Genomic DNA, 13169 nt, shown 5'->3' with positions numbered 1-13169 from the left:
GGAAGCTGAGCGGGAAACGGTAGTACAGCCAGACACAGTGGTTGATGATCTCCGCCGGAAACCGGAACCCCTTGTACGACGGCGCACCGGTGCCCACCAGCCCAGCCCCCTCGACCCTCCACACAGACACCGATCATCCCAGCCGCCAGGCCGCCTCCCAAGTTGACGATGCCAACCGAGGCAACACCAAGGCTTGACGCCCACAGTCCTTTCAGGGATGACAATGCCGATTACACGCATCTGGCAAGTTCGGCCTAGAGCAGATGGAGCTGTTGCAGGTCGGCGATGTACTTGCGAATCAGTGCCGCAGACAGGTGAGGAATGTCGTGGTCTGCACCCGCACCGAGGGCCTGGACAGCGGCCCGGAAGCGATCAGCTGACACGGCCGATCCGCGCACTGCTTTCGCGGGGTGCCGGTAGGCGGCCAGCACGGGCAGCACCGAGTGCTGCCGCTGCTTTGCGGGCAATGCGCGGAGTGGGGTTTCGAACCGGATCATCCACTTATCGTAATCGTCGATACGCCGAATTGGGCACCTGGCATCGATGAGCCAGTCCACGAACTGGTCTAGGGAGACTCCGTCGTCGTACGGGTTGGTGACGTTGTAGGTGTGAAACCCATCGGTGGCCTGCGCGCCCAACGTGGTGATCGCCTCGGCGGTGAAGTCGACGGGCAATCCGTCGTAGTGGGCCCGCGGCCGACTCCCCGGTTCGTCGCCGCAGTAGAACGAATGCGGCGCGATCTCCGTGGTGAGGAGGCTGAAGATCAAGCGGGTGAACGTATCCGGCACGTTGAGCTGTCCGGCGTAGCGGCTGTGTGCCATGATCATGTTGGATCGGAAGACCGCGACAGGAAGATCACACAGGTCGTGGGCTTCTCTCATCAGCACCTCGCCGGCCCACTTGCTAATCGTATAGCCGTTGGCGTGGGCGTCTTCGATCGTGCGCACCGGGATAGCAATCCGGATATCGGCGTCTTCACTAATGACTTCGTCGCTCTGCTCGATCACCGCAGCGGTGGAGATGTAGTTGACCGTTTTCTGCTTGCTGGTGACCGCGAGGCGGATCAGCTCGGCGGTGCCGACGACGTTGGGGCCGAACAGTTGCCTGTAGGGCAGAATGTGGTTGACGTGAGCAGCTGGGTGCACGATGAGGTCGACGGTGTCGCCGAGTCGTTTCCAGGTGGCCTCGTTCAGGCCCAAGTTCGGCTCGCCGATGTCGCCGGCGATTACTTCAAGGTGATCGGCACTCAGCCTGCGGAATCGCTCGATCAGCTCAGCGTCGGTGTCAAAGGTTTTTTCGATGCGCTTTCTGGCCGCGATTGCGTCGCTTCCCCGGGCGATGCAGATCAACGTGCTGCCCGATTCGGGTAGCCGCTGAAGCCATTCCAGGGCGAGGAAGCGTCCGAGATAACCGGTCGCCCCGGTGAGTAATACGGTGCGAATAGCACCGCTCGGCCGCGGCAGCGTCTTGGCATCCTTGAGCGTTCGTGCGGCGATGAACTTGTCCAGTGTCAGGTCGCCGGCATGTGCTTCGGAGGCGTTGCGGCCGTGCACCGTCGCGAATGTCGGCCGCGTGGAAGCCGAGCCGCGCAGTTGCTGCATGTAGTTCGCCAGCTGCCGCAGGTCACTGGTCGGATCGACGACCACACTCACCGGTACCTGGATGCCGAAGATCTGTTCGAGCAGCGTCGAAAAGCTGAGCGCTGACAGGGAATCACCGCCCAGATCGATAAACCGAGCATCGGGACTCACGTCGGCCGAGGAGAGGCCTAGGGTGACCTGCGTGGCCCGGCTGAGCGTGTCGAGCACCGGCGCGTCACGGCCACCCGCGCGCAGGGCGCGCAATTCGTCGGCTTGTTCAGCGGCGATGTCGGCATATATCTGCTCCAGCCGCTCGCCGTAGCGGGCCCTCAGCGCGGGCCGCGCCAGCTTGCCTGTTCCGCTAAGTAGGCCGTTGTTTTCGCTGAACGGTGCGGTTTCGATCAGGAAGTCACGCGGGATCTCATAACCGTTGAGACCAGCGTCTTTGGCGATTTTTTGCAGCGACTCACTGATCGAGGCCCTCAACCGCCCGGTGCCGCTGTCGCTCGTCACCTGTTCGAGCGCCTCGGGGGTCGGAACGATCACGGCAAGCAGGAACGAGCGTTCGCTGTTCCCGTAGACGAAGATCTGCCAGATAAGCGGGCTGCTGGAGAACACAGCCTCCAGGTGGGAGATGGCGACAAACTCGCCCTGCGACAGTTTCAGCACAAAGTTGCGGCGGTCGACATAGCTTAGTCGGTCGGGACCGGTCTCGGCCATGACGTCGTTGGTCTTGTAGAAACCGTCCTCGTCGAAAATCGTGGCGGTGACATCAGGGCGCTTGTAGTAGCCGGGCGTCATGTGCTCGGCCTTAACCAGCAGCTCACCGCGCGGATAGGGCTTGTCGGTGCGGAAATAGCCCAGTTCGGGAACGTCGAGGAGCTTGTAGTCGATGACCGGCGGGCACTGCACCTGGTTGTCGAGCAGGATGATGCTGGCGGTCTCGGTGAAGCCGTAGATGTTGCTCAGATGCATATCTAGCACCGATTCCATAAACGCCGTCATCTCCGCGGATAACGGCGCGGTGCGGCAGGTCGCCTGAAGGAACCGGCCGCCCAGCAAGTTGTGCCGCAAGTCGGCCTTGACATCGTGGTCGATGATGTCGGGGTCGGCGCATTCGACGGCTCGCCTGTCTAGTTCATGTTGGTAGCGCTGAAAGATCATGTCGCAAACCCGCGGCACCAGGTTCAGCACGGTGGGCCGCACCAGGGCGAAGTCGTCGAACAACGTCGACATATCGCTCTTGGCCGCGATATATCCAGTCCCACCGTTGGCCAGCGTCCTTGCTAACAGGGTTCGCCCGAGCCCGTGGCTCGATGGCATGTAATTCAGGGAAAGCAGCGGCAGCTCTGAGGATTGCAGCCATGGCGTGGCCCACATGTCCTGCGTGTAGATCACACCTTTAGGTGTGCCGGTGCTTCCGGAGGTGTAGACCAACGTGACCGGTGCATCATCGGTGTCGGGGATGTGCAACGGCGTGGTGGGCAGCGCCTTCCCACGTTCGGCCACGTTGTTGAGCGAGTGGATGACCAACGGGGTACCCGCCAAGTGCCGGCACGCAGCCTCGAGTTTGTCGCGCTGGTCGTCGTCGTGTGGCTCGTAGTCAAAGACGATCAAACGTTGTGGCACGGCACCGGCCAGCGCCGCTTCTGCGGCGGTCTCTAGATAGTCGATGCCGACCGCGAGGATACGAGGCTGTGTCTCGGCGATAATCGCCAAGAGCTGGGCGACGGGCGCGCTGGTCTGAAGAGGCACCGACACCGCGCCTAGGCGGATGCACCCCAGGTCGATGGTGGTGTAATCCGTGCTGGTGAAGCCGAGGATGCAGACGAAATCGCCTGCACTGAGCGGATGCTCAGGATCGTGTTGCCACTCGCTGGCAACTGCCCCGACCCTGGCCCACAGTTCGCCGTAGGTGATGGTTTCGAGGCGGGGTAGTAGATGCACCGATGTGCGACCCGTGGCCGGGTCGGTCACGAATTCACGGGCGGGTTGCCCCAGCGCCGGCCGGTCGGCGTAGCCCTCCATTACCGTCGCCACCATTTGCGAAAGCCGCATCCCTGGTTGCTGCAGCGCAGCAGCAATCTCCCGCAGCGGGCGAGCATCCTGGAATTGCGGGTCGTGGGCATACAACTCGGCCGCGCGGCGTGCCAACCGCTCCTCGCGAGCGTTGGTCGCCGCGCCCTCGGCATGAGGCCCCGTGCCAATCGTCATGGCCACTATCTCCTCAAGTGGCAGATAGTCACATTGTGCACAAGCCTATCACAGGTAGCTTACCATAGTTTGAGTGAGCTTCCAGTCAACGACGGCGGAAGCATCGCTTGATATTCGCCCAGGACGGATGTTGACCAGCGTGGTCAACCCCTCCCAATAAAAGGCATGGTCGTTGGAAGAACGGTAAGGAACTGCACATTAGCGTCCAAAGGCATCGACGCCATGAATAATAGCGCTTCAGTGAATCGCTCCACAGGAATTGTCGCCTCGACAGCCATTGTTCCGTCGGCCTGCATGGCAGACGGTTGGGGCCTCCCATCTCCTGATGCCACGTTGCCAACGTCGATTTGCCCGCAGGCAATACTGTATTTTCGGCCGTCTAGTGACAGGGCGCGAGTTAATCCGAGAACGGCGTGCTTGGCTGCGGTATAGGCGACCGAGTTCGGCCGAGGAGCATAGGCAGATGGGGCGCCATTGTTGATGATCCGCCCACCCATTGGCGACTGTTCTCGCATCAGAAGGAAGGCCTGCTGGGCACAGAGGAAGCCGCCGGTAACGATGGTATCTATTACCTGGCTCCAGTCCCCGAATGGCACCTCCGTGATCGGCCTACGGAGGGTAGCTGCACCCGCGTTATTGAACAGCAGATCCAGTCTTCCAAAGTGTTGCCGGATGGTTCTAAACAGGGCTATGACCTCATCGGGATTTCTGATATCAGTAGGAACGGCCAGTACCCGCCGTGGGTCAGCGCCGGAGAGCGCTACCGTCTCCTCGAGCGCCTCTTTGCGTCGACCGGCCAACACGATCGACCATCCGTTTCGCAACAAGGCCAATGCGCTTGCTCTTCCAATTCCGCTGCCACCGCCGGTGACAACGCCGACCTTGCTGTTTTCCTCCGCCCCGGTGGTCATAGGACCTCCGTGTTCATCCAGACCCTCAACATGCGCCGGGATCGAGGACCGGCTTCGTCGATGAAGGGTGAGCGCCCGTGCAGGACCCGGCTGTTGTGGATAACCAGTAGGTCACCTGGTGCCATTAACAACCCGAACGCGATCTCTGGTCGGTAAAGAACCTTGTCGAGAACGTCAAGGGCCTCCCATTGGCGCGCGCTTAAGGAGCCCCTGTGCGGAGTAGATGCCCGTACCGTGCGGGTCTGGTAGTAGCAGCCCATGGTCCCGTCCTGCTGGGTGAAAAAGATCGGAGAGACGATGATCTGCTGGCCGGCGCGGCCGGTCCGGTCGAATACCCACGGCTCTTTGAGTGTGGTCAGTGCGTCCGGCCGTTCTTGCTCAATGATGTCGTGGACGTATCTGACACTCGCTAGTTTGGTGTTTCCCCCACCCTGGACGGCGGGTTGGAGACACAACAGGATGAGTAGGTCGCACGTGTCGCAGTGAAACCCAAGTTCGGTAGCCCCGTCGCCGTCGCGGTCACGCAGTATCTGGATTAGGTCGCCCTCGGCGTTTTGGGCTATGACCTCCCCGAACTCCCGCAGCAGGAATGACAGGCTCGTCACGATGTCATCGTCGGGGGCACACGGATCTATCAGGTTACGGACATGTGCGAAACCCACCGCCCGGATGCTGGCTAGCACAAAGTTCCGTAGCATCTTGCGCACCCGATCGGCGTGGCTCCACCGCCTAGCCATCGAGTCTGCCCAGACAAGCTGGCGATCCTCGTCAGTGTTCGCCATCGACCAAAGCTCGCGCCGGGACTCCAAATACGCGCTGTTCCAGCCGATGTCGGGTACCGTGTCGTTGGACATACCGTGGATCGTTCCCCTCATCAGCGACGCTGGGTGTTCAGTGCGTCGCGGCGGCGACGGCCTTTGCCCACAGCGCCAGTGCCTCGTCGATTTGCTCGGCTGTGACCACAAGCGCTGGCATCATGCGGACGACGTTGCCGTACACGCCGCAAGTCAGCAAGAGAAGACCGAGGTCGGTGGCGGCCTGCTGGGCGCGCTGCGCGGTAGCGAGATCAGGGGAGCCGTCAAGATGGCAAAACTCGCTGCCTACCATGAGCCCCAGTCCGCGCACGTCGGCGATGGCCGGCGTGGCGGCGGCGACCTCGCGCAGGCCGTCGACTAGTCGGCGTCCCTGTTTTGCGGCGTTGTCCACCAGGTGCTCGTCGCGGATGACATCCAGCGTCGCAATCGCAGCCGCGCATGCTACTGCGTTTCCGCCGTAGGTCCCGCCCTGCGATCCTGGCCAGGCTTTGCGCATCAACGCAGTAGGCGCTGCGATCGCGGAGAGCGGGAAACCGCTGGCTAGTCCCTTGGCCGTGATCAGTACATCTGGTACGACGTTGTCGTGGTGCTGGTGGGCCCAGAACTTTCCGGTCCGGCCGAAACCGGTTTGCACCTCGTCGAGCACCATCAAGATCCCGTGACGGTTCGCGCGTTTCCGCAGACCGGCTAGGAAACCCGGCGGGGAGGGCACATAACCCCCCTCGCCCAGTATTGGCTCGACGAACATCGCGGCGGTCTCGTCAGGCGCGCTGGTGGTGGCGAGAATGTGATCGAGCCCGCGCAAAGCGTGGTCTACGGCCATCTCCTCGTTCATACCGAGCCAGAATGCGTACGGGAATGGCGCCACCGCCACACCAGACATCAGCGGACCGATGCCGGCGCGAAAGCGCGTGCCCGCGGTGGTCAGTGCCGCCGCGCCCATGGTGCGGCCGTGAAATGAGCCGTGGAACACGATCACGTTTTGCCGGCCAGTGGCGTGACGGGTCAGTCGCAGGGCCGCCTCCACGGCTTCGCTGCCGGAGTTGACATAAAACAGCGAGTCCAGACTGTCGGGGAGCACCTCGCCGAGACGCTGGGTAAGAGTCAGCAACGGTTCGTGTCGTACGGTCGTGTACTGCCCGTGAATCAATTGGCCGACCTGGCGCTGCGCGGCTTCCACTACTCGAGGATGACAGTGTCCTGTGCTGGTTACCCCCACTCCGGCGGTGAAATCGATGTAGCACCGGTTGTCGGCGTCAAACAGGTAAATCCCGTCACCTTTGACGGCGATAACAGGCGTGGCCTGCCGGAGTATCGGGGATAGTTGAGTCATGGGTTTGCTCCCTCTTCGTTGTGGGGACACGGTCGGTCACACTAACTGAGCGATGGGCAGTGGAAGAAAATCGACGTTGATCGCCCAGGAGAGGGCGGAGGACCACCACTGTGCGGTCGGCGCAGTGAAATGCACGCCGAGTCGGTTAAGAACGGAGGTCGTGTAAGAGCTGTCGATGACGATGTTGCGGTCCTCGAGCTGAGCCCATGCCGAGGCCAGCCGGGCTTCGGTCGGATGGGCCTGTTCAGCACGGGTCATTGCAGCAACGAATGTGTTGTCATCGGTCAGAATGATTGCATAGCCATAGCGAATCATCCATTCCACGAGCTCGTCGTGGGATACCTGGTGAGTAGTTTCGACGTGGTACACGCCCGGAGCGGCGTGCGGATACGTTGCAATCGCCGCAATGCCCGCAGCCACCGTGTCGACGTAGGAGAACTCGAATGTCGTAGATGGCCTTGTCGGTGCGGTCCCGGCCAACACATAACCACGGAGAGTCTGGTAGATCCGATTGTCACCAATGTTGCGCTGGAATGCACCGGTACGGCTGTGTGCCGCGATGTGACCGCTGCGGTGGATGTAACACTGGCGGCCCAATGCCGCCCAGGACCGGACCGTCCGTTCGGCGTCGAACTTCACCCTCTCGTAGGGAGTGCGGAAGCTCTGGCCGATCCACAGGTCAGCCTCGCTGAAGCGACGGGCGGGCCCGTTGATAGTGCCGGCGACGGCCAATGTGGAGACGTGATGGAAACGTGCTCCGCGGGTCTCAGCGTCGATCCAGGTCAGTAGCCGCCGCACGGCGGTGTTGTTGGTCTGCTCTAGCTCGGCGGGTGAGGCCACGAGGCGGACGTCGGCAGCGGCGTGAATGACCACGTGGGCCTCACGAGCACGGGCGAGGCCAGTCGGGGACAGACCCAGGCCGTCCTGGTTGATGTCACCGGCGATCACGTCAACGCCAGCGCGATTGATGTCCAGGCGCCGGACGGCGTCAGCGTCGCACTCCCCGCGCACCAAGCAGGTGACCTGTGCGCCCCCTTCGACAAACGCGGTGACTAAGTGGCTGCCGAGATAGCCGGTGGCCCCGGTCAGCAACACGCGGGTTGGCTCGCTTACCACCCGGCAGCCGCCCAAACACATCCCGGTACCGGGGTGCAGCACCTGACCAGAGGTCGACACCATCGACCTGGCATGCGACGGAGCGGTGGCCCCCGCTGCGGCCGCCACGTCGCGAGCGAAGGAGGCCATGATGCTATCCGCACTGTCATGAGATAGACCCGGCCACCCACACACCAGATCGGTCACCAGCTTGCCGTCGATGATGCGGGCGGTTAGGCGCAGCCGGTAAAGCGGATCGCCGCTGGGACAGCGTGCTGTTCCGGCCTGCTCGGGGGCTAGCGACCAGTTCAACGACGGTTCGTCAGGCACGCGGAAGGTTCCAAGGAAGTTGAATCCAGCCTCGGGACGGCTACCCGCCACATCCATGGGCAACTCGGGGGCATGCTGGATGCGACGTTCAACCTCGCGTATCCGTGCGGCTACGGCGCCAGCGTCTGTTCGGTCCCCGCGGTCGGTCTTTTCGGACCGATCAACAGTCACCCATTTCACGGCTGTGAACCAGCCGATGGTGTCCATGTACTTACCGCTGTCGCCCAAGTAAGCGCGGCCGTGGGTTTCGACCTCTACTTCAAAACAGACCTGACCGCTCCAGCTCAAGGTGGCTTCGGCGAACGCTGTCAGCAGGAGCGCTTCGAGTCGTTGGGCTCGCCCATGGCGCTTGACGAGCAGGGCGGTGGCGCTCTCGTCGAGAGCCCAAGTCAGCGCCGCTGGTTCAGCACAATCGGCCACATCATCCACAGGAAGGCTTGAGGCGGACGCCTCAGCGATGATGGGTGACGGTGGTAACGCTGCGGCCCATTCGTAAAAGTCGGCCGTCGGAGGCAAGTCAGCCTGCCTACCGGCCAGCGCCGCCCGATAGGAGCAGGCGAGATCATCGAGCAGTATTCGCCAGGACAGGCCGTCGATGGCCAGGTGGTGAGCAATCACCGCAAGTCGGTCCTCGACGCCGACGACGCCGGCGAACAGATGTACTCGGAGAAGGAGCCCGGCACCCGGGTTGAGGCTGCGGTGCAACTCGGTGCACACGCCATTGATCACTTGTGCGATCGACTCCTTCGACGGTCCGATCGAGGAGAAAGTCACCACATGCAGCCCATCTGCAGGTCGCGGATCTCCAGGACCGTCCGGGCCGACTGGTTGACGTAACACCTGATGGCGAGCCAGCACGCCCTCGACGGCCTTCGACAAAGCGGCGGCGTCTACGGCTACTCTGCACTGTAGAACGACGGACTGGTTCCAGTGCCGCAACTCGTCGACGGGTTGCCGAAACAACCACCGCTGCGCCGGGGCCAGTCGCCGTGCTCGACCGCTGGCCGCCTTTAGGGCGGGAAGTTGCGCACCACGACACATGGATTGGGCGACGGATGCCAACAACATCGGCGTTGGATTATTGTATAGGTCCTCGAAATTCGCGCAGTGTCCGGCCCGGCGCAAGAACGCGATTGTTTGCATCACCAGGATCGAGTCCCCGCCTAGATCAAAAACGTCGGCATGTACATCGATGAAAGGAAGATCGAGTGCTTCTGCCCACAGCTCTGCAATAGCGTGAACTAGTGTAGTCTCGATCCCGTCCGATGCGACGACCCGCCTGGGACCCTTCTGTTGTGCTTGAGTTTCGACAATCCCCTGCATGATCTCGCTAAGGCGCTCGAGGTCAAGTTTCCCGTTCGAACCAATCGGGAAATCCGGCAGCGCGAAGATCGGTCGAGGAACTGAGTACCCGGGAAGCCGATCGTGCAAATGCGAGCGGAGCGCATCAATCGTCTCTTCCTCGCCATGCCCGATCGCTAATCGTACGGCGGCCAGTAATTGACGGCCCGTTGGGATGTCTCGCACGATTACCGCAGCCTGCCTAATGCTCGGCAATTCTTCGATTACCCGCTCAACCTCGGCGGGATTGACACGGAAGCCTCGTATCTTGACTTGACGGTCGGATCGGCCTACGAAGACGAAGTTGCCGTCGGGTCGACGACGACACACATCGCCCGTTTGGTACATGCGCTTGCCATCGTGCCGAATAAAGCGACGTGCGGTCTCGGAGGGCCGGCCGAAATAGCCGCCGGTGACGCCCTGACCCGCAATGAAAAGTTCGCCTTCCGCACCGGCGGGAACCGGCCGTCCGGCGCAGTCCAGCAGTCGCAGTCCTACTTCGCCGATCGCAGTACCGATAGGCACCGTCGTCTCGTCGCTGGGCAAATCGTTGGGCGCCGAGGCGATAAAACAGGTGGCGCCGACCGTCGTTTCGGTTGGGCCGTAGTGATTGACTACCCGCTGTGTGACACCCTTGTCGAGCAGCTTGGCGGCAAACGACCGTGACAGTGTTTCGCCACCGAGGATCACCGTATGTAAGCCAAGAGCCGCAGCAGGCCGACCTTCCAGCAGTGCCGCCAGGTGTGAGGGGGTCGTCTTTAGCACCGAAACTCCGGCGCTGCGTATCGACGCCCAGAAGGCCTCACAGTCGCGCGTTTGATGATCAGGTATAACGTGCACCGAACCGGCCGTGGCCAGCGCAAGAAGCCAGGAAGTATGGCCGAGGTCGGCGGCCAGCGTGGTGACGTGTGCAATGCACAACGCATCGGCGTCGGTGAACCCGAGTCGACAGCGCAGCGACTCTGCGTAGTGCATCGCATTCGCGTGGGTCACCGCCACTGCCTTCGGCTCTCCGCCCGAACCTGAAGTGAAGGAAAGGTAAGCCAGATCGGTGGCCAAGGAAGAGACCGCGACAGGTAGGTTGGGAAGGTCTGCCGCGGCTAGCGCGTCGACATCGATAGCCTCGGTGCAATACGGCCCGGGCGCGCGGATCGCCGGGTCGGTGGTAAGCGCGTAACAGGTGTCGACAGCGTTGAGGCGCCGGTGCACGTCCGACATGCTCCAGTCCGGGTCGATCGCGACTGCAGCGCCCCCTGAGCGCAAAATACCGTAAATCAGCACGAATAACCGGGCATCTCTGGGTCCCAGGACGGCCACCCGATCTCCACGACCAATACCAACCTCACGCAGGCGGTCAGCAAGATGGCCAGCCACGACGTGAAGTGTTCGGTAATCAAACGCGCGGACATTGTCGGTCACGGCGAGTCGGTACGGATAAGCCAGCGCATTACATGTCAACAAATCCGGCAATGAGAGGCTCGGTCGCATCAGGCCTGTCACGTCTGCTGACACGCAGTCTGCACGTGCTGCGTCTCGACGTCTGCTTTATTTTTCGCGTCAAGTACCCGCAGATCACGAATATGACCAGCGATGAATGCCTCCAACCGCTCCTCGCGTGGTAAGCGCTGGCCCAATTCCCACGCGAGCATGCGATGCAAACCGTCAACGTGAAAAAGACCATTTCTAATGCGGAGATCCGCGTAATCCCCATGCGGCATCGGCTGAGTACTGAGATAAACCGTGGTGAGCGGCGACCGTTGCAAAAATTCGATCTTTGCCGTGCACACCGGGTTCGCTTTAACAATTCTCGCCCAACCCGATCGAAGGCGCTCTACGGTCTGTCCCACCGTCAGCCCAGACCGCGGAACGAGTTCATACTCGCCGCCTTCGCTAAGGTGCCACGGCAGAACGACGTCGAGAACCTCCACTCGGGACAGTCGGACCCTGAACCAGCTACCGAACAGGAGTTGAGCACGCTCTAGGTTCTCCACTCCATCGCGGTTGGTGTTTGCTTGGTGCGCCCGCTCAACGGGATGATCTCGTAGATAGGTCTGCCGGACCTCGGTGAAGGCAACCGATCCGACAATCTTCATGCCGATGCTCTCCTTAGACCCTTGCGGTGTACTCGGTGAAGTGCCGGTCCGCGAACAGCTCCGGCCACTGTCCGTCGCCGATATTGAGCGCTCGCGCTCTGGCGAGCATGTGTCGCCAATACGGCTTGACGGGTCGCCAGCGCGCTCCTATCTGGCAATACGACGCATCAACGAAATAACGCGGTCGGCCAAACCCAGGTGGGGAGGGTCTGCGGGCGTGGAACAACGCTGAATGGATCAACACAGTGGAGCCAACTGGCAGGTGGTCGATCACAACCTCGCCCTCCAGCTCAGCCGTACCGAGATGGGCACGCGCACACTTGTCGACCAGCTGGCGGTGAGAACCAGGCAGAACCACCAGGCTTCCCATCGTTTCATCCAGGCCACCAAGATAGTGCAACATATGGATCATCAACAGCGACCGATCCGCGCGTTCGTTGGGCTCGTAATCGTGATGCCATGGCTTGCCCTCGACCCCGGGACCTTGCCTGTCGCTGTGTAGGTGGTGAAAAACAAACTGGGTACCCATAAGATCTGCGAGCACATGCATCAACGGCGGATAAGTGATTAACTCCCCATGACCTTGCAACTCCAACTCCAGTATTGGGGGCCGGCCCTGGGTGAGCGGATCAACGCAGCAAGCTATCGAACGAGCGCGCAGTCCCTCATCCACCCAGCAGTCTACCTCGGGCACGAGCCGGTGCAGCAGAGGCTCGGGTAAGAGACCACGAAGAACGAGATATCCCAAGTCCGCGAACTGTTTCCTTCGCGCGGAGACAGTCTCACTGCTTTGGTCAAGAAGCTGCCGCGTCAAGCACCACACCTCTTTCGAATACGATGATTCGGGTCGTCGGCTGATGACGCAGCAGGCCATTTCAGAAGTCGGAGAACCGTAGACCAATTCGGCATAATGGGCGCAGCACTACCTTCACCGCCCAGCCTATCTGGCCGATAAAGATTACGATCAGACCTGCCAGCCTGACGGCGAACACAAGCCGGTTAGAACCCGCCTAGGCTCCCTCCGTCTGCCAGCTTTGGCCAGGCCATCGTAGACACCAATCCAAGGGGCACAGGATCGTGAGCAGGGCCATGACAATCAGTAACGCGCTGAGGCTTTCGAGGTAACGCACTGTACCCAAACTATGCACAAAGGACCTCGTCGTAACGAGGTTGTCCCGGACGTCGTGGAACTTGACGAGCGATCCCCCGCCTGATGCGTGCCGTGAGCTAGGTGTTGGGCGACCGCCAAGTCGACCCGACTCGAGACAGGGACCGCTGTGAAACGGCATCGTCAACTTGGGAGGCGGCCTGGCGGTTGGGATGATCGGTGTCTGTGTGGAGGGTCGAGGGGGCTGGGCTGGTGGGCACCGGTGCGCCGTCGTACAAGGGGTTCCGGTTTCCGGCGGAGATCATCAACCACTGTGTCTGGCTGTACTACCGTTTCCCGCTCAGCTTCC

Annotated in this window: 7 protein-coding genes and 2 pseudogenes; 1 reads left to right on the top strand and 8 read right to left on the bottom strand. The window is 61.6% G+C overall.

The window, feature by feature from the left end; genetic code table 11:
* The 8 genes and pseudogenes from VGG53_RS12810 to VGG53_RS12775 form a co-directional block, all read right to left on the bottom strand.
* Positions 1-100: pseudogene (locus VGG53_RS12810) on the bottom strand (IS6 family transposase); the annotation flags it as partial.
* A 154-nt stretch (positions 101-254) separates the two neighbouring features.
* Positions 255-3794 carry a carboxylic acid reductase gene (car, locus tag VGG53_RS12805; RefSeq protein WP_331518430.1) on the bottom strand — a complete coding sequence of 1180 codons (3540 nt, stop codon included), beginning with the start codon at positions 3792-3794 and terminating at the stop codon, positions 255-257.
* 143 nt (positions 3795-3937) lie between these two features.
* The gene (locus VGG53_RS12800) at positions 3938-4705 is read right to left on the bottom strand and encodes an SDR family oxidoreductase (RefSeq protein WP_331518429.1); all 768 of its coding nucleotides are present in this window, start codon (positions 4703-4705) and stop codon (positions 3938-3940) included.
* Positions 4702-5559, bottom strand: coding sequence for a TauD/TfdA family dioxygenase (locus VGG53_RS12795; protein WP_331518428.1), 858 nt, complete (start codon positions 5557-5559; stop codon positions 4702-4704). Before VGG53_RS12795 ends, VGG53_RS12800 begins: the two co-directional genes overlap by 4 nt.
* Before the next feature lie 37 nt (positions 5560-5596).
* Complete coding sequence (locus tag VGG53_RS12790) at positions 5597-6853, bottom strand: aspartate aminotransferase family protein (RefSeq protein WP_331518427.1); 1257 nt, start codon at positions 6851-6853, stop codon at positions 5597-5599.
* Positions 6854-6889: 36 nt separating this feature from the next.
* A complete protein-coding gene (locus VGG53_RS12785) occupies positions 6890-11107 on the bottom strand; it encodes an amino acid adenylation domain-containing protein (protein WP_331518431.1) in 4218 nt (1405 codons plus the stop codon).
* Positions 11108-11115: 8 nt separating this feature from the next.
* Positions 11116-11712, bottom strand: a complete 597-nt coding sequence (locus VGG53_RS12780) for a DUF6309 family protein (RefSeq protein ID WP_331518426.1) — start codon at positions 11710-11712, stop codon at positions 11116-11118.
* 13 nt (positions 11713-11725) lie between these two features.
* On the bottom strand, positions 11726-12385 hold the full coding sequence (locus tag VGG53_RS12775) for a phytanoyl-CoA dioxygenase family protein (protein ID WP_331518425.1): 660 nt from the start codon (positions 12383-12385) through the stop codon (positions 11726-11728).
* Between the two features lie 684 nt (positions 12386-13069).
* Between VGG53_RS12775 and VGG53_RS12770 the strand changes: the two are divergent.
* Positions 13070-13169 (top strand): annotated as a pseudogene (locus VGG53_RS12770) (IS6 family transposase); the annotation flags it as partial.

The organism is Mycobacterium sp., assembly GCF_036490025.1.
Classification (GTDB): Bacteria; Actinomycetota; Actinomycetes; order Mycobacteriales; family Mycobacteriaceae; genus Mycobacterium.
Note: the sequence above shows the minus strand (reverse complement) of the source record. Positions and strands in the feature narration are given on the sequence as shown.